The following is a 17,441-nucleotide window of genomic DNA, read 5'->3' as shown; positions in this document are numbered from 1 at the left end:
CAATGAAACATAGCCATCAATAACACCCGATTATCCACTTCCATAACGGTGCAAAATATCCTTAACGGAGAAGATTTTGCTGATCTCTTCCAATTCCATAAATCTAAACTATTTTACCATATTTCAACTCATCTTTCAGCAATTATACTAAGAAATATCGAAATAAATTCATTTTTCTAAAAGAAATATTTGGTGTATTGAAAGATTAATCGTATTTTTGCGGTGAAAGAACGTAAAATTATACAAATATGATTAACGACAGAAGACAACTGGCTGATGTATATCAGCAAACCATAGATATCGTGCAGGAGGGAAACTATACTTCTGTGAATGGGGAGGAAGTGGAACTCTTGGACAATGAACCCATGCTCAAGGGTAGTAGATTCTATACCAAGGCTTTAGATGCCACAAGCATACCTACCATAGAGGGAGGAACAAAGATCATTGTAGAGAATGATGACAGCATACATTGCGGACATCAATTACAGCAAGAAGGTTACAATCCGGTGGTGCTCAACCTTGCCAGCCGTCGCAACCCTGGCGGTGGTGTATTGAATGGCAGCAGGGCTCAGGAGGAAAGTCTCTTCCGCTGCACCAACCTCTTCCTTTCCATGTACCGCTATGCCTCTTATGCAGAAGAATATGGACTAGAGAAAAGCAAATACCAGTATCCGATCGCCATTCCTTTTGGTGGCATCTATGTTCCTAAAGCCACTGTATTCAGAGCTGGAGCCAAGCACGATTTCGCTCTGCTCGACAATCCTTATTATATGTCGTTCGTAGCCGTGCCAGCCATCAATCACCCACTACAGGATGAAAATGGAAACATGGGCAAAAGAGATGCCGAGATTACTAAGAATAAGATGCGAACGATATTGAGAATTGGATTGCTGCATGGTCATGACAGCATCGTACTTGGAGCCTTTGGCTGTGGAGCTTTCCGCAATCCTCCTCGCAGCATCGCCCAATTATTCCATGAAGTGATAGATGAGACGGAATTCAAAAACAAATATAAGCTCATTGCTTTTGCCATCCTCGAAGACCATAATTCACCAAAAGGAGGAAACCTCCAACCTTTCGTTGACGAATTCAAGTAATAAAGATTCCGTTTAATCGTATTTGATAAAATGCAGCAAATAAACATCCAATATTACAACTCGCCCTGCGGAGAGTTAATTCTGGCATCTGTGGGTGATGATTTGTGTCTTTGTGATTGGAATGAAATGCCATGTGCAGGGCGCAATAAGCTTCGGGTTTCGCGGTATATGAAGGCTGAGTTCAAGATTGAAACATCCCCTATCCTGGAACTGGCCAAGAAGCAGCTGAATGAATATTTCACCGGCAACCGCAAGACATTCGATATTCCGTTGCATCCTATAGGAACCGATTTTCAGAAAAAAGTATGGAGTGCATTGCTCGATATACCTTACGGAGAAACAAGAAGCTATAAGGAAATAGCCATAAGTATGGGTAACTCCAATGGCACAAGAGCCGTGGCAAGCGCCATCGGAGCTAATGGCATCAGCATTTTCATTCCCTGCCATCGCGTTATCGGCAGTAATCGTTCCTTGACTGGCTTTGCTGGAGGACTGGAAGCTAAGAGAATATTGCTGGAGCTGGAGACAGAATAATCATAAAAGACTGTTTGACGAAGTCATCTACGAGAAGGAATTCAAGTCATAAGCTCCCACAGATTTCACAGATTTACACAGATTTACTCGGATGGGGCTTAATTCATATCGAGAAGAATTCATTGTTTCTCAGATTTCACAAATCTATCCTACAAAACGGAAAGATTTGTGAAATCCGAAAATCTGTGAAATCTGTGTAAATCTGTGAAATCAGTGGGAAACATTTCCTTACTTCCAGCAGTAATCAAAGTCTCGCTTCTCGCACTCACCTCGCAGGGCGGCGAGGAAGTAACTGCGCTCGCTGCCCCAACCACGAACCTTGCGCTCGTGATCCACGGTCTGCTTCAAACGCTCATCGCTGTATGCGGCAAAACGGGCTGCATACTCTGAAATTCTTGACTCGGCATAGCCTGCATCAACAGTTGAAGACTCGGCATAAACTGCCTTAATTATTGAAGACTCGGCATTAGCTGCCATTACACTCTCATTGTTCTTTTTGTTCTTTAAATCTGAATTTGGATTCATAAAGATAATTATTTTAAGTTGTTAAACACTTACACATTCTTTTACCACCGTGGTTATCTCTATGCGAAACTCGGTTGGTGTGCCGCAACTGGGCAACTCATAATGCTTGATTTCGGGTGCAAAAGTACATCATTATTTTGAAACCACCAAATTTTTTCGGGATTATTTTTCCTGTATTTTTCCTTCTTCTAAAGAAGAAGATTTTTCGGGGTAGCAAATAGCAAGGAAATACCCGACTTGATTAGAAGAGATATTATCGACTTGATTGAAGGAGATACCCTTAAATGGTTAAACTTTCCTATATTTGCATTATAATAGTATCATAATAATAAAATTATAATTATCTTTGCACAATGATTATCAGAAAGATATAAGACTATTCAAAGACAATAAAGAAGATAATAAAGAAGATAATATAAAATGATAGAGAATCCGTTTATTCTGCGAGGATACATATCCGACGCTTACTTCTGTGATAGAGAAAAGGAAACCATCGACTTGATAAGAGAAATCAAGAATGGCAATAATATCACCCTGATTGCACCTAGAAGAATCGGCAAGACAGGGTTGGTGCAACACGTCTATGCCCAAGAAGAAATCAAGGATAAATACTATACATTTCTTGTAGATATTTATGCCACGAAAACCCTAGCCGATTTCATTCAGGAACTAGGCAGAAGTATTCTGCAAAGTCTGAAACCTAAAGGCACCAAAGTAGTGGAACATTTTCTTAACTGCCTCCACTCACTCCGTTCGTCCATCAGCTTCGACATGAATGGCGTGCCTTCGTGGGGAGTAGATTTGGGAGAAATCACCAGTCCAACCACAACGCTCGATGAAATTTTCCATTATCTGGAGAGCGCTGATAAGCCTTGCATCGTGGCCATTGATGAATTTCAAACTATCAGCAGCTATAGAGAAGCGAATGTGGAAGCCATACTGCGCACCTACATCCAGCACTGCCATAATGCCAGTTTCATCTTTGCCGGATCCCAACGCAACATGATGTCGGAAATGTTCTTGAGTCATGCCCGTCCTTTCTATCTGAGCACCTCTATCAAAACGCTGAAAGCTATTGATAGAGAGGTATATGCAGACTTCGCTACTCGACTTTTCGAGGAAAGACAGAAGTTTATCAAACGAGAAACCATTTATCAGATATACGACCGTTTTGATGGCATCACCTGGTATCTGCAAAGAATGCTCAATAAGATTTTCTCGCTCACAGAAAAGGCTGATGACAAGATGATGGAACTGGCTGATGATAAAATGATGGAACTGGCGCTCAACTCGATTATAGACGAGAGTGCTTTTGCATACGAAGCACTTCTCTTTCAGTTGCCAGCTAAGCAAAAGGAACTTCTCATTGCCATCTGCAACGCTGGCAAGGCTCAAAACATCATGTCATCGGCATTCATCAAGAAACACAATCTTCCTTCCGCCAGTTTTGTACAAGGTGGTATCAAGGGATTATTGGAGAAAGATTTTGTTACAGAGACGGATGGAACTTACGAACTGTACGATAAGTTCTTCGGTGAATGGCTGAAAAAGGAATTATAAAGTATAAAGATAGAAGTATAAAGATAGAAGTATAAAGTATAAGAATATAAACAAAAAGAAGAATATGATACAGCAAGTAGAATTTTCATTGCGCCCGCTTCCTCGCGGGTTTCACCTCGTAACCAATGAGGTGATGAGGAACTTGCCGGAGCTGCCTAAGACGGGGATTCTGAACCTCTTCGTAAGACATACCAGTTGCGGATTGTCGCTGAACGAGAACTTCGACCCTGATGTGAGACATGATTTGAAGGGTATCTTCGAAAGACTGGTTCCGGATGGCGACCCAAGATACCTGCACCAGGATGAAGGACCTACGGATATGTCGGCGCATGCCAAATCGAGTATGGTAGGTGTATCGCTCACCATTCCTATTACCAATGGCAGATTGAACCTTGGTACATGGCAGGGGATTTACCTCTGCGAATTCAGAGAGGGAGGCGGAAGCCGACACCTCATCGCAACGATTATCGGGGAATAATTACTTTAACAATAAAAGGTCGTTGGAACAATACCCAACGACCTTTTCTCAGATTTTCACCTATCTATATATAGATTTACTATTCAATCTATTCTATCACTTCCATTTCTTCCTCTTCTATTTCCTCCTTGATCTCCTTCTCCTTCTTTCCGAACTCCGGATCTATTTTCAGGAAGGCAGTAACCAGGAAGGTGATGGCGCAGCATGCCATCACGATGATGAAGAACAAGCGATAGCCTACCATATCTTTCAGATAGCCAGAAACCATGCCTGGCAACATTAAACCCAGATAGGAGATGCCCGTGCAGATGGAATAATGGGATGTCTTGAACTTGCCCTGGCTATAGAACAGCATATAAAGGGTAAGAACCGTGAAGCCGAGACCATAGCCAAACTGCTCTACGAAAAGACAGCTCGATACCACGATAATATCGCTGTTCAGCGAATAACTCAGATAGATGTAAACCACATCCGGCAGGGTGATGGCGCAAACCATCGGCCAGAGCCATTTCTTCATACCGTCGCGGCTCACCAGAATACCGCCGATGATGCCACCCAGCAGCAAGCCTATCAGTCCCACAGTACCATTGGCAAAACCATATTCCTGCGGCGACAAGCCCAGTCCGCCCTGCGAATTAGGACGAAGGATAAAGGTCTTGGTCATCGTATTCAGGAGTGCTTCCGGGAAGCGATAGAGCAGCAGGAAGAGCATCACGCAGATGGTTTCCCCCACCCTGAACTTCACGAAGAAGGTACGGAACATGTTCGTCAGTTCGTGCGCCACTTCACCCACCGTTCTATCCGTCTGCACATCCTCCTTAGGACGCGGCATAAACCGGCTGTGATAGAGCCACAGTCCGATGAAGATGCCCGCCAATCCGTAGAAGATAAGCGCCCACGAGAAGCGTATCTGGTTGCGGAACATCACCTGGAGCACACCTGCCAGCATCACCAGGAAACCATTCACAAAGATGATGGCGAGGCGATAGAAGGTGTTTCGCAGTCCCACAAACTTGGTCTGCGTATGCTCATCCAATTCTATCATATAAAAACCATCCGCCGAAATATCGTGGGTGGCGCTGCAGAAGGCGATGAGGAAGAAGAAGCACATCGTTGCCTGGAACCAGAAGGCAGTAGGCAGCGAGAAGGCGATGCCGGCAAGGGCGGCTCCAATGAGTGCCTGCATGGTGAGCACCCACCAGCGCTTGGTCTTCAGCAGGTCGATGAACGGGCTCCACAGGGGCTTGATTACCCAAGGCAGGGCAAGCCATCCTGTATAGAGACCCACCTCGGCATCGGTGAGACCCAACTGCATATACATCACCACAGAGAGGGCGGTCACAATGACGTTGGGCAGTCCTTCTGCAAAATAGAGGGTCGGAATCCAAGCCCATGGATTCCTACTATTTTTCTTTGTTACCATCTTACTACATTATTGATAAAGTTTCTTGATTTCTGCTCCCTGATAGTAGTGCAGCAGGATGGCATCATAGAGATAGCCCTCCTCGCCCATCACGGCAGCACCAATCTGGCAGAGTCCTACTCCGTGTCCCCATCCGGCGCCAATCAGTTCGAAGCGCTGCGGAACACCGTTTTCATCTGCATCATATTTATCTACCACGAAGGCAGAGCTCAGAAGATGAGAGTCGCTCAGGGCACGGCGGATTTCCAGTTCCTTACCGATGGTGAAGGTCTTCTCGGTTCCGATAATCTGCAGCTTGCTGATACGGCCGCTCGTTCCTCTTTCCACCGCCTTCATGTCGAGGATGGCACCGAAGTCCATCTTCAGCTTGTCGGCGATGAGCTGCTGCAGCTTCTCCTGGGTCAGGGTCACCTTCCAGCGATAGAAATCCACGGTCTCCTGGTCGTAATCGTTCAGCACCTCCGAGAGGATTTTCTTATCCTGCGTGTTGCAGAAAGCAGGCGGATTGAAGCGGATCCACTTCTCTGCCTCATCCTCATTGGTAAGATTAGGAAGAGGGGCCTTTTCTGTTCCCGATATTCCCAAGGCGATGTCTCTCACTGCCGTGAGATAGTTCTTCGGCGTATTCTCCCAGCAGTATTGGAATTCCTCAGTTACTCCGCCGCAGCATTTCGAGAATCGGGCATCGCAAATCTCGCCGCCATCCAGCAACACCTGGCCACGGGTCAGTCTGATAGCCTCGGCAACATGTGGCGAGGTTTCCTTCGTGATGCCCTGGTAGCGCTGGCAGTGGTCATCGGCACAAACGTCAAAGAGAGTGTGGTCCTCACGGTCGTACCAGCGAATCAGCATATCCTCCTTCTTGGTGAACGAGAAGAAATTGTTGCCGCTCTCAGCCACCTCTCTGCGCTTCTGCATCTGCGCCAGCAGCCACGAACGTGAAATCACGGCATGTGCCTTCAGCAGTTCTAGGCTCGATGTGGCACTCATCTCACTGCTGATTACACTCTCCAGATAACGCTCCACCGGCAGTTCGTTGATGGCATAGATTTTATCCGATTCCACCACGAAGCGGAGGGCACCCAGGAAGGTCTGCGTCTCCTTGCGCTCCCAGTGGAAGTTCACGCCGATGGTCACGTCGCTGATAGAGAACGAGGCATCGTCGCTCTGCGGATGGAAGGTGAGCTTACTGTAAAGATTGCCGTTCCACATGATACCTCCCTCGAAGAACTCCACCTCCTGCTCGCCAATCACGATTTCACCCTTCGCCAGATAAGGCTTGTTCAGCGAGAAATGCACCTTCTGGGCACTCACGATGCCCACGGTAACCTCTGGTTCCTCCTCATTATTATATAGGGCAGATGTAGCCAGAATGGAATCCTCTGCCTCCTTTGCCGCCTTCAGTTTGCTTACGATACTGTTCATCTTCTCCTGGCTCACTCCGCATTCCTGCAGCAATGCCTCGGCACGCTCATCGGTCAGTTTTCTGAAATCCTCCTCTCTTGGGGTGATGATGAGTCCCGACATATCCAGGGCTCCAGGCGAAACCATCAGTTGGGCATCGCCATCGGCAAAGTAAGCCTCCGGACGATGCTTCTCTCTCGGAATCACCACCGAGATGAATTCATCGCCCTTTCTCCAAGCCACGATGTTCATCATCGGTTCCGTTTCTCCCCCACGCAGCGGCATGGCTTTGTAAAGACGGTGGAAAAGCATCTCGTCGCTCTCCTCACTCTTCGAGATGATGACGAAGGCAGGAACCACGAAGTCGTGAACCACGGCTATCTTCTCTTCATCGTTCAGAGAGATGATGTCGGTAAGATTGCGCGAAAGGCGCTGCCAGTTGGCCTGCAACGGCAGGATGCCGCTCGTACCCGCCTGGAAATGAAGATGATCTGGGGCAGAGGCACCACACTTCGGACCATTATAGAACACCATCAGTTCGCTATGCAGCGAGAGGAAGCGATGCATCTCGCCATAGTTCTGATAGATGGCCTGATACTGATGCTTGCGGGCCGGAATGGTGAAATGCACCGGAAGGATTGGGAACGGATTCACCAGCAGATGGAAGTTTTCATCTATCTGCTGCGACATCTGCTCCTTTGGTCGGTTGCGGTCGCAAAGGAAACAAGGGCGCTCGCCCAGGGTCTTCCTGTCTATCTTGGCTCCCGTGCTCACGATGCGGGCAGGGTTCCACTGCAGCTTGATTAACTCCGAGAGCTGGCGGGTTTCCACATGCTTCAGGTCGCGGAAGCGATGGCGGGCATCAGCCCATTTCTCCAACTGTCGGTTGAAGAATCTGGAGATGCTGCTGTCTTCCATGATATCCGCCTTGCCCTGCATCATCTGCTTGCGGGCCATCAGCTCCATGGTGCGCAGACGGTCTTTATAGAGATTGTTGGCATTCACCCTGTCGATGCTCAGGGCGGCATCCGAATTGCCTCCCCAGCGACGGCAGAGATACAGCTCGTCGTAGATTCTGCCGATGCGATAGCGGCGAGAGAAAGCCAGTCCCAGGGCATAATCCTCACCATAGCTGGTGTTAGGGAACTGCATCTGTCGTACCAACGGGGTAAAGAAGGCACGTGGCGCTCCCAAGCCGTTGATACGCAAGGCGTTGTTGCAACCGTTATTCTCGGTCCATTCCTTGTGGTCGATGAGTCCCGGAGGCAGGATATTCAGGTCGAAATCGCACATGCGGTAGGCGCCAATCATCATCGCCGCCTTCTGCTCGTAGAAGGCATCCACTATCTTCTGAAGGGTTTCAGGAGATGAATACAGGTCGTCGCTATCCAGCTGCACGGCGAATTTTCCGCAATAGTCGCTGTTGATAGCTACATTCCAGCAGCCGCCGATACCCAGGTCCTTTCTATCAGGAACTATCTGAATCAAACGGTCATCTGCTATTTCATCTAGAATCTCTCCGGTTTTATCCGTAGAATGATTGTTCACCACAATCACGTTAAACTTGAAATCCGTTTTCTGCGCCAAAGCACTCTTCACGGCATCGGCGATGGTCTTCTCTCGGTTAAACACCGGAATCACCACCGAAGCCTCGTATTCAAACTCCTGTTCGTCGAAATCAGGCAGACGGTAGTAGCTGGTATCTACCAGGGCACCCACCTTGTTAAGATGCTGGGTACAAGCCTTTTCCATCTCTATCTGTACCTCACGGTTTCTAGGGTTCACATAGTCAAACTGCTTTTCGCCACTCTTTCTGTTATCCAGTTCGTTCTCGGTATAGAGGAACTCATTCAGATGGAAAATCTCTCCCACACGGCTCAGATAGAGACGCAGGTCGTAGAGACCGGCAAACTGATATTCCTGTCTATCCTGCTGGGCGATATAGTTGCGCAGCGCCTGCGCCTTGACGAGCCAGAGGCTTCCGAAATCGAAGTCATCTCGCAAACTACCCTGCTGATAATCAATCACAGGATGCTTTTCCAGTTTACTAGATACTTTTTCCGAATCAGATACATCCACTTCGGAAGATGCTTTTTCTGAAGATGCATCATCCTTCACCAGCGAATAGTGGTCGGAGTAAACCATCACCGCCGCGGTATCATCCGCCGTGCGCAGGAATCGCTCCAAGGCATAGAGGCCCCATCTGATAGGGGTGGTCTTGGTGCAGATCATCACGAAGTCGGCATCGGCATTTTCGGCGATGCTCTCCACGGTGTTGCTACTCTCCAGTCGGTCGATAACCACGAAGGTACAGCCGTCTGGCACCTGGTGGTGGGCAGCGAAATCGGCGCTCACCATCAGGTTGATATGCTGAACAGTCTTGTTGTCATGAAGTTCTCCGAGTGCTTCTTGGGCCACCTCCAGGTCTTCACATGGCAAGAAAAGGTCTATTTTTTCTCTCATTTCTTTATTACTTATTTTCTGTTTTTCGCCCCTTTTGGGAGCTCGAAACCATGATTTTTATCTTTATTTCAACTTATTATCTTAAAATATGTGGCAAAGATAACACTTTTTCGGCAAAAAACACTATCTTTGCAGTATGAATAATGAAAAAAAATATCTTTTGGGCCTTACACTTGCCGAATTGAAGCAGGTGGCTAAGGATCTCGGCATGCCTGCCTTCACCGGCGGACAGATGGCGAAGTGGCTCTATGAGCAGCATGTGAAGAGCATTGATGAGATGACCAACATCTCGAAGGCCAACCGTGCGAAACTCGCTGCCGAATACGAAATAGGATGCGCAGAATATTCTGACGCACAACATTCTGTGGATGGTACCATCAAGTATCTCTTCCCTACCCGAAGCGGAAAGTTCGTGGAAACGGTGTATATTCCTGATAAGGACCGCGCCACGCTCTGCGTCTCTTCGCAGGTGGGCTGCAAGATGAACTGCCTCTTCTGCCAGACCGGAAAGCAGGGATTCGAGGGGAGTTTGCCTGCCGGTGACATCCTGAACCAGATTTACTCGCTGCCTGAGGTGGATAAGCTCACCAACATCGTGTTCATGGGACAGGGCGAGCCGATGGATAATCTCGACAATGTGCTTCGTGCCACCGAGATTCTCACCGCCGATTACGGTTGGGCGTGGAGTCCGAAGCGCATCACGGTAAGTTCTGTGGGCGTGAAGAACAAGTTGAAGCGATTCCTGGAAGAGAGCGAGTGCCATGTAGCGATTTCGATGCACGACCCTATTCCATCGGAGCGTGCCGAACTGATGCCTGCCGAAAGGGGCATGAGTATCGAGCAGGTGGTGGAGCTGTTGAAGAACTACGATTTCTCCCATCAGCGCCGCCTGAGTTTCGAGTACATCGTGTTCAAGGGAGTGAACGACAGCATGCAGCATGCCAAGGCCATCATCAAGCTGGTGAAGGGTCTGGATTGCCGTTTCAATCTCATCCGTTTCCATCAGATTCCCGACATCCCGTTGCAGGGTGTGAACGATGAAAAGATGGAGCAGTTCCGTGATTACCTCACCCAGCATGGTGTTTTCACCACCATCCGTGCCAGCCGCGGCCAGGACATCTACGCCGCCTGCGGCTTGCTCAGCACCTCGAAGAAGATTGGAGAAATCCGACAGCACGAGGATGAGGAACAGAAGCATGGCAAGGGATAAGAAAGGAGGTGAATATGGATACATTCACATTTACATTAATGGTTTTTGCCATTGCCGCCGTTTCCCTCGTCAGTTGGCTATATACAAAATCTGGAAAAAAGTGGTTAGAAAAGCAATAAGATTTACCAAGATATGGAATACTTAGCGTTGACAATGACTGGTTACTTAGTAATTGCAGTTAGCTTTCTGGCTTGGCTTTATACAAAACCAGGAAAGAAATGGTTAGAGAATCTTTAAAGACTCTTCTTGCTGGCTGCCTCCTGTTATTCTTCCTGGCAAGCTGCAGCACAGGAGGACGAAATGGGAAACTGCCCAAAAGCACGGGAATGCCTTACGAGGTGGTGCTTGAGGGAGATACCGACAGCATCGTGACCAAGATGCTGACGGAGGATGTGACAGGACTGCCCCAACCCGAACCACTCTGCCGACTGATTCAGGTGAAAAAGGGCAAGACCCGGGGGAACTATCTGCTCGTAAGAACCCGAATCGTCGTGAATATCGGAGAACGGGATTTCTCCGTCACACTTCACCACGACGAGAATGCAGCGCCACAGAATATCATTCGCATAACCGCCCAATCGGCACAGCAGTTGCGGGAAAGGCTTAATGGCGAGAAACTCCGCCACATCGTGGATGAAGTGGAACTGAAACATCTGGCAGATATCATCTCCGGTAACCCCAGCAAACAAAACAGGGAGATGCAAGACGAAATCAAAAAGATGTTCGGAATCGACATGAAGATTCCTGCAGCGATGAACGCCAGCAAAAAGGCGAAAGACTTCATCTGGATCTCGAACAACGCCAGTTCGGGCATGCAGAACCTGCTCGTAATGAAAGTGAAGAGTGAAGAACGAAGAGCAGGAAAAGGGAAAGTGAAGAGTGAAGAACGAAGAATGAAGAATTCAAATGCTTTTCATGTAAATGACAAGGCTTTGATTGATAGCATTCTCCGAACCAATATGCCGGGTGAAACCGACAGCATGTATATGGTGATTCCTCATCTCTCAGAAAGAGGACTCTGGGAGATGAAAGGGGATGCCATGGGAGGCCCTTATGTGATGCGTCGCATTCATAATAACCTCTACATCATCGCCTTTGTCTATGCACCCGAAATGAAAAAGAAAATATTAATCAAGCAGCTCGAAGCTGCGATTTCTACTATAAAATAAAATTTCATGGACAACAAAAGAATCAAAGTGGCTATCACCCACGGCGATACCAACGGTATCGGATATGAACTCATTTTTAAGGCATTCAACGAACCGGAGATGCTGGAGTATTGCACCCCTATCATCTACGGCTCGCCAAAAGTGGCAGCCTACTATCGCAAGGCGATGAACCTGCCAGCCCAGTTCTCCATCATCCAGAAAGCTGAAGATGCTGAGGATGGAAGAATCAACCTCCTCGCTGCCGTAGAAGAGGAAGTGAAGGTGGATATGGGTATGCCTACTCCGGAATCAGGAGCAGCAGCAGTCAAGGCACTCGACCGTGCCATGACCGACTATCGCGACGGTCTCTACGATGTGCTCGTCACAGCCCCGGTAAGCAGTCAGAACATCAAGATTGAAGGCTACACCTTCGTGGATCACAAAGACTACATCGAAACCTGTCTGGGCGACGGCAGCCATGCCCTGAGCCTGCTCGTAGGCGACGACCTGCGCATTGCCTCCGTCACCGGCAAGACACCACTCACCCAGGTGGCCAAGTCAATCACCCAGGAAAGCATCGTGGAGAAAACCACCCTGCTCTGGCACACCCTGAAGCGCGACTTCCTCCTCACCAACCCACGCATCGCTGTGCTCGCCCTCAACCCAAGCATCAACGAGGAACAGAGCTGCGGCACCGAGGAGCGCAACATCATCATCCCAGCCATCGATGCACTCGCCGAGAAGGGCATCCAGGCATTCGGTCCTTACCCAGCCGACGATTTCTTCGGCAACGGATACTACAACGAGTTCGATGGCGTCATGGCGATGTACCACGACCAGGCAGCCGTACCATTCCACTCCCTCTTCAACGAGGATGGCGTGCTCTATACCGCTGGTCTCCCTATCATCCATACAGCAGCCAACACCACCCCATGCTACTATATGGCAGGCTACAACGAGGCAGATGCCATCTCGTTCCGCCACGCCATCTTCCTGGCACTCGATGCCTTCCGCCATCGCGAAACCTGCGAAGAGACTTACCAGAACCCGTTGCCAAAGCTCTACCACGAGAAGCGTGACGAGAGCGAGAAGGTTCGCTTCTCCATCCCAAAGAAGCACGTTCCTTCCCCATTTCCTCCAAAGGGCGGAAACAAGCAGAACGGCACCAAGGGAAACAACGAGCAGAATGCCCCTAAGGGAAACAACGGCAATAACAATGGTGGCAACAATGGTAATGCCAACAACAACGCCCCTCAGCCTGCCCAGCAGACTGACAAAAAGTTGACACAGCAGCCTAATCCTGCCGAAAAGCAGGCGCAGCCAGCTCCCCAGAAGCCAGCAGAACAGCCTGCTCCACAACCAGCAGAATAGGCTCGAAATACGTAGAGAATAGGCGAAATATCACATTTTCGCCTATTTTCTACCTTATTATACCCACTTTTTGGGCAAAAAAGGCAGTTAATTCAAAAAAAATGTGTAATTTTGGCAGCTAAATGGATAATTCTGAACTACAGAAAATAAAACAACGCTACAATATCGTCGGAAATAGCGACGGATTGAACCGTGCTCTCGATGTCGCCCTGCAGGTGGCACCGACCGACCTTTCCGTGCTTATCATCGGAGAGAGCGGTGTGGGTAAGGAAATCATCCCACGAGTCATTCACGATAACTCGCCGAGAAGACGCGAAAGATATTTCGCCATCAACTGCGGCAGTATCCCAGAGGGAACTATCGACAGCGAACTCTTCGGTCATGAGAAAGGTTCCTTCACCGGAGCCATCGGCGAAAGCGAAGGATATTTCGGCATCGCCAACAAGGGTACCATCTTCCTCGACGAGGTGGGTGAACTGCCGATACAGACGCAAGCCCGACTGCTGCGTGTGCTCGAAACGGGTGAATACATCCGTGTGGGCGGCACCGAAATCAGAAAGACTGATGTGAGAATTGTGGCAGCCACCAACGTAAACATGCGCAAGGCAGTGAGCGAGGGAAAATTCCGCGAAGACCTCTACTATCGCTTGAATACCATCCCTATCCAGATGCCTCCGCTGCGTGAACGTGGCAACGACATCCTCCTGCTCTTCCGTCTCTTTGCAATGCAGATGGCTGAGAAATATCGATTGCCTAAGATTTCACTCACCGAGGATGCCAAGGCGCTCATGCTGAAATATAAGTGGCCAGGCAACGTGCGACAGCTCAAGAACATCACCGAACAGATGTCAGTGCTGAGCCGGGAAAGGGAAATCAATCTCGAAACCCTCTCGCAGTTCATCCCAAGAGATGAGGAAACTACCCAGCTCGCCACCATTCCGCAAGCCGGAAACGAGCAGCATAGCTACGAAAGCGAGCGCGAGATGCTCTACAAGATTCTCTACGAACTCAGGGGCAACGTGAGCGACCTGCGAAGAGAGATGAAATCGCTGCGCGACCAGCTAGATGAAGCTCGGGGACTCAGCGGAGCCAATGGCTTCAGCCATCCGAAAAACATCTCAGGAATGCCTCCAGCCACGGTTTCAGGCGTACCATCGGTTTCAGGAATGCCAGCATCGGTTTCGGAAATCACATCCCCATCGGTTTCAGGAATGCCAACACCGGTTTCGGGAATCACATCCCCATCGGTTTCGGGAATGCCTGAACCTCACTACCCTTCCGATTTCGGCAATCTGCAGGAAGGCAGAATCTATGCCGAACCAAGACGGGATGCCGAGGATATCGAGGCAGAGGAAATCAAGGACATGGAGAATGAGAATGAGAGCGAGAACGAATCGCTCAACCTCAATGAACTGAGCCGACAGATGATAGAGCGCGCCCTGGAACGCAACAATGGCAACCGCAAGAAGGCGGCCGAGGAACTGGGCATCTCCGACAGAACGCTCTACAGAAGAATTAAAAAATACAATTTATGAAGCATCTACGCGCGTACATATATATAATAGGCATCGTCCTGGTGATGGGTGTCACAGCAGCCTGCTCCGTGAGCTACAAGTTCAACGGTGCCAGCATCAACTACACCACGACCAAGACCATCCAGTTGGCCGACTTCCCTATCCGCAGCTCCTATGTATGGGGTCCGATGGGTCCGATGTTCAACAACGAACTGAAGGATAAGTTTGCCAGCAACACCCAGCTCCGCCAGGTGAGCCGCAATGGCGACCTGAAGATAGAGGGCGAGATTACCCAATACTCACAGCGCAACAAGTCGGTGAGTGCCGAGGGATATTCAGCCCAGACCGAGCTGAGCATCACGGTGAACGTACGCTTCACCAACACCAAGAACCACAACGAGGATTTCGAGCGCCAGTTCACCTCTGCCAAGACCTACGATACCACCCAGAGCCTCGCCTCTGTGCAGGAAGAGTTGGTAACGCAGATGGTAAAAGACCTGGTTGACCAGATCTTCAACGCCACAGTGGCAAACTGGTAGTAGAATTTCGAGTTAATAGTTTATAGTTTAAAGTTAATAATATCGTGGAACTAAACAGATTGATACAACATCCTGAGGAAATGAACCGGGAGACGCTCTATGATTTGCGCGCCCTCCTGGCCCTCTATCCGTACTATCAGACGGCTCGCCTTCTGATGTTGCAGAACCTGTACCTGCTCCACGACCCGAACTTCGACGAGGAACTGCGCCGTGCCGCCATCTACATCTCCGACCGCAAGGTCATCTTCCAGATGGTAGAGGCAGCCCACTATCAGCTCAAGAGCCAGAACACAAACCGCCACGAAGCAGTGGAAGGCAAGCCGAAGAGCGACCGCACCAGCAGTCTCATCGACCACTTCCTCCACTCCATCCCTACCGAAGCAGAGGAAAGGGAGAAGGAACCGGAAGAGAAGCGCAAGCCTACCCCTGCCGATGCCGCCGTTGACTACGTGGCCTATCTGATGGAGACAGAGACGGAAACCGAGCACGAGCAGCCATCAAGAACCATCGCCCTCATCGATGACTTCATAGAAGAAGGCGGATTCAAGCTCCACAAGGATAAGGAGGAGGAGGATCAGGAGAGCGAGATGATGGAGAAGAAGGAAGAAAAGGAGGAAAAGGAAGAGATGGAGGAGAAGAAGGAAACTGCAGAAGCAGACTCTTCCGAAACCCAAGCTGCCTCTGAAAACGGTGGTGTCTTTACGGAGACCCTTGCCCGAATCTACATCAAGCAGGGCAAGTACGAGCGGGCCTATCAGATTATTGACCGCCTGTACAAGCAGCATCCACAGAAGAGTGCGTTCTATGTAGACCAGCTCCGCTTCCTGGAAAAACTGATGCTCAATGAGAAAAAGAAGAAATAGAACTTGCATTCAGTAATCTGAAAAAGAAAAGAAAATAAATAATAATAATAAAACTAGTTTTAAAAAAATGATTTACACATTATTTGTAGTATTGATCGTCCTGGTATCCATCTTGATGGTACTCATCGTTCTGATCCAGGAGTCAAAGGGAGGTGGATTGGCATCTAACTTCTCTTCAACTAACTCTATCATGGGTGTTCGCAAGACCACCGATGTAGTAGAAAAGATTACATGGACCCTTGCCGGTCTGATGGTAGTAATCAGCGTAGCTTGCGCTTACGTAGCTCCACAGGCTGTGGGCGAGAGCAGCGTAATGGAGGGTGCTACCCAGGAGCAGACCGCTCTTCCTGCTATGCCAGGTGCCAGCAAGGATGCAGCAGCCGGTGCTCAGAAGGCAGCTCCAGCAGCAGCCGGTGCAGAGAAAGCAGCCCCTGCAGCAGCAGAAAAAGCAGCTCCTGTAGTTCCAAGCAGCCCTGCAAAATAAAAAAAATGTAAAAAAGTACGGAAATATTTGGTGGAACCAAATTTTTTCCGTACCTTTGCACTCGCTTAAAAAATGGTGGACGTAGTTCAGTTGGTTAGAGCGTCAGATTGTGGTTCTGAATGTCGTGGGTTCGAGTCCCACCTTCCACCCACATTTCTTTAAGCAAACATAAAAAATCAAATGGTGGACGTAGTTCAGTTGGTTAGAGCGTCAGATTGTGGTTCTGAATGTCGTGGGTTCGAGTCCCACCTTCCACCCTGAACATTTAAAAAGAGGAAAGCAGAATTGCTTTCCTCTTTTTTGCGTTTATTTCCGCCGAGCGCCTAACGGGTGTTGGCGATGTATCCACGTGAGTACTCACTTCTATAAGGGTGCAAAGTAGTTACACATACAAGTTTACTAAAAAAGCCATATATTTGCAAACGAAAATGTAATAACAAACCTAAATATATAATATATACCCAGATTCATTGACCAATCAGAACTACGAGTTCGTTCACAACATGGTTACCGGCAAGTATCAGGTGATGAGCCGCATGGTGAAGGATGCCAAGTACCGGAAGTATACCGATGTGAGCGACGACATCCTGCACTCCATCTGGATGAAGATGGACCTGAAGGGCATCCATACCAGTGTGCAGAAGCTATGGGTGAATCCTCACTACGTGAACCAGTCGATGCTGATTCTGGTGGGCAAGGGCGGCATCTACAAGACCACCATTCTGGGCCATCGCGATTTGCCTGGTGTCAAGAAGGAGTGTCCTTGCTTTGATACCAAGGCATGGCTCAAGGAAATTGATTTCCATCTGTAGAAGATAGCATCATTAT

At 48.7% G+C, this 17,441-nt stretch carries 14 protein-coding genes, 2 tRNA genes, 1 pseudogene and 1 riboswitch; of the genes and pseudogenes, 14 read left to right on the top strand and 3 right to left on the bottom strand.

Features of this window, described 5'->3' with window-relative positions; genetic code table 11:
- Positions 1-248 precede the first annotated feature (248 nt).
- Together V8Z93_RS06690 and V8Z93_RS06685 are read left to right on the top strand one after the other, a co-directional pair.
- Positions 249-1,097 carry a TIGR02452 family protein gene (locus V8Z93_RS06690; RefSeq protein ID WP_203040809.1) on the top strand — a complete coding sequence of 283 codons (849 nt, stop codon included), beginning with the start codon at positions 249-251 and terminating at the stop codon, positions 1,095-1,097.
- Between the two features lie 30 nt (positions 1,098-1,127).
- Positions 1,128-1,631 carry a methylated-DNA--[protein]-cysteine S-methyltransferase gene (locus tag V8Z93_RS06685; RefSeq protein ID WP_203051389.1) on the top strand — a complete coding sequence of 168 codons (504 nt, stop codon included), beginning with the start codon at positions 1,128-1,130 and terminating at the stop codon, positions 1,629-1,631.
- A gap of 228 nt (positions 1,632-1,859) precedes the next feature.
- Here V8Z93_RS06685 and V8Z93_RS06680 read toward each other — a convergent pair whose 3' ends face one another.
- Positions 1,860-2,156: a hypothetical protein gene (locus tag V8Z93_RS06680; protein WP_439432757.1), complete on the bottom strand. Its 297-nt coding sequence runs from the start codon at positions 2,154-2,156 to the stop codon at positions 1,860-1,862.
- Positions 2,156-2,267: riboswitch (SAM-I-IV-variant riboswitch) on the bottom strand. It overlaps the preceding gene by 1 nt.
- A 309-nt stretch (positions 2,268-2,576) precedes the next feature.
- On the opposite strand from V8Z93_RS06680, the gene V8Z93_RS06675 reads away from it, so the two are divergent.
- Both V8Z93_RS06675 and V8Z93_RS06670 read left to right on the top strand, forming a co-directional pair.
- Positions 2,577-3,716: an AAA family ATPase gene (locus V8Z93_RS06675; protein ID WP_439432756.1), complete on the top strand. Its 1,140-nt coding sequence runs from the start codon at positions 2,577-2,579 to the stop codon at positions 3,714-3,716.
- Between the two features lie 64 nt (positions 3,717-3,780).
- A complete protein-coding gene (locus V8Z93_RS06670) occupies positions 3,781-4,194 on the top strand; it encodes a secondary thiamine-phosphate synthase enzyme YjbQ (RefSeq protein ID WP_153118284.1) in 414 nt (137 codons plus the stop codon).
- 88 nt (positions 4,195-4,282) lie between these two features.
- Here the strand turns inward: V8Z93_RS06670 and V8Z93_RS06665 are convergent, their stop codons facing one another.
- Complete coding sequence (locus V8Z93_RS06665) at positions 4,283-5,617, bottom strand: MFS transporter (protein WP_439432755.1); 1,335 nt, start codon at positions 5,615-5,617, stop codon at positions 4,283-4,285.
- A 9-nt stretch (positions 5,618-5,626) separates the two neighbouring features.
- Positions 5,627-9,484, bottom strand: coding sequence for a DUF4922 domain-containing protein (locus tag V8Z93_RS06660; RefSeq protein ID WP_439432754.1), 3,858 nt, complete (start codon positions 9,482-9,484; stop codon positions 5,627-5,629).
- Between the two features lie 136 nt (positions 9,485-9,620).
- On the opposite strand from V8Z93_RS06660, the gene rlmN reads away from it, so the two are divergent.
- From rlmN to V8Z93_RS06610, 10 genes and pseudogenes are all read left to right on the top strand, one after another.
- Positions 9,621-10,694 (top strand): 23S rRNA (adenine(2503)-C(2))-methyltransferase RlmN, encoded by a 1,074-nt coding sequence (rlmN, locus tag V8Z93_RS06655; protein WP_439432753.1) that lies wholly within the window; start codon positions 9,621-9,623, stop codon positions 10,692-10,694.
- A gap of 218 nt (positions 10,695-10,912) precedes the next feature.
- On the top strand, positions 10,913-11,863 hold the full coding sequence (locus V8Z93_RS06650) for a DUF4837 family protein (protein ID WP_439432752.1): 951 nt from the start codon (positions 10,913-10,915) through the stop codon (positions 11,861-11,863).
- A gap of 6 nt (positions 11,864-11,869) precedes the next feature.
- Positions 11,870-12,958, top strand: a pseudogene (locus tag V8Z93_RS06645) (PdxA family dehydrogenase); the annotation flags it as partial.
- Positions 12,959-13,335: 377 nt separating this feature from the next.
- Entirely contained in the window at positions 13,336-14,748 is a 1,413-nt protein-coding gene (locus V8Z93_RS06640; protein ID WP_439432751.1) for a sigma-54 interaction domain-containing protein, read from the top strand.
- Positions 14,745-15,266 carry an LPS assembly lipoprotein LptE gene (lptE, locus tag V8Z93_RS06635; RefSeq protein WP_203051378.1) on the top strand — a complete coding sequence of 174 codons (522 nt, stop codon included), beginning with the start codon at positions 14,745-14,747 and terminating at the stop codon, positions 15,264-15,266. Before V8Z93_RS06640 ends, lptE begins: the two co-directional genes overlap by 4 nt.
- A 44-nt stretch (positions 15,267-15,310) precedes the next feature.
- Complete coding sequence (locus tag V8Z93_RS06630) at positions 15,311-16,129, top strand: tetratricopeptide repeat protein (RefSeq protein ID WP_439432750.1); 819 nt, start codon at positions 15,311-15,313, stop codon at positions 16,127-16,129.
- A 67-nt stretch (positions 16,130-16,196) separates the two neighbouring features.
- On the top strand, positions 16,197-16,613 hold the full coding sequence (gene secG, locus V8Z93_RS06625) for a preprotein translocase subunit SecG (RefSeq protein WP_203040821.1): 417 nt from the start codon (positions 16,197-16,199) through the stop codon (positions 16,611-16,613).
- A 74-nt stretch (positions 16,614-16,687) separates the two neighbouring features.
- A tRNA-His gene (locus V8Z93_RS06620) sits at positions 16,688-16,763 on the top strand.
- A gap of 32 nt (positions 16,764-16,795) precedes the next feature.
- A tRNA-His gene (locus tag V8Z93_RS06615) sits at positions 16,796-16,871 on the top strand.
- Between the two features lie 212 nt (positions 16,872-17,083).
- Positions 17,084-17,425, top strand: a complete 342-nt coding sequence (locus V8Z93_RS06610; protein WP_439432749.1) for a hypothetical protein — start codon at positions 17,084-17,086, stop codon at positions 17,423-17,425.
- Positions 17,426-17,441: the final 16 nt, after the last annotated feature.

It is taken from the genome of Segatella copri (genome assembly GCF_051861805.1).
Taxonomy (GTDB): Bacteria; Bacteroidota; Bacteroidia; order Bacteroidales; family Bacteroidaceae; genus Prevotella; species Prevotella copri_M.
Note: the sequence above shows the minus strand (reverse complement) of the source record. Positions and strands in the feature narration are given on the sequence as shown.

Coding starts and splice junctions, on each gene's coding strand:
- V8Z93_RS06690 (WP_203040809.1), top strand. CDS start 249: ATGATTAACGACAGAAGACAACTGGCTGATGTATATCAGCAAACCATA.
- V8Z93_RS06660 (WP_439432754.1), bottom strand. CDS start 9,484: ATGAGAGAAAAAATAGACCTTTTCTTGCCATGTGAAGACCTGGAGGTG.
- V8Z93_RS06675 (WP_439432756.1), top strand. CDS start 2,577: ATGATAGAGAATCCGTTTATTCTGCGAGGATACATATCCGACGCTTAC.
- V8Z93_RS06670 (WP_153118284.1), top strand. CDS start 3,781: ATGATACAGCAAGTAGAATTTTCATTGCGCCCGCTTCCTCGCGGGTTT.
- V8Z93_RS06685 (WP_203051389.1), top strand. CDS start 1,128: ATGCAGCAAATAAACATCCAATATTACAACTCGCCCTGCGGAGAGTTA.
- V8Z93_RS06665 (WP_439432755.1), bottom strand. CDS start 5,617: ATGGTAACAAAGAAAAATAGTAGGAATCCATGGGCTTGGATTCCGACC.
- lptE (WP_203051378.1), top strand. CDS start 14,745: ATGAAGCATCTACGCGCGTACATATATATAATAGGCATCGTCCTGGTG.
- rlmN (WP_439432753.1), top strand. CDS start 9,621: ATGAATAATGAAAAAAAATATCTTTTGGGCCTTACACTTGCCGAATTG.
- secG (WP_203040821.1), top strand. CDS start 16,197: ATGATTTACACATTATTTGTAGTATTGATCGTCCTGGTATCCATCTTG.
- V8Z93_RS06680 (WP_439432757.1), bottom strand. CDS start 2,156: ATGAATCCAAATTCAGATTTAAAGAACAAAAAGAACAATGAGAGTGTA.
- V8Z93_RS06650 (WP_439432752.1), top strand. CDS start 10,913: ATGGTTAGAGAATCTTTAAAGACTCTTCTTGCTGGCTGCCTCCTGTTA.
- V8Z93_RS06640 (WP_439432751.1), top strand. CDS start 13,336: ATGGATAATTCTGAACTACAGAAAATAAAACAACGCTACAATATCGTC.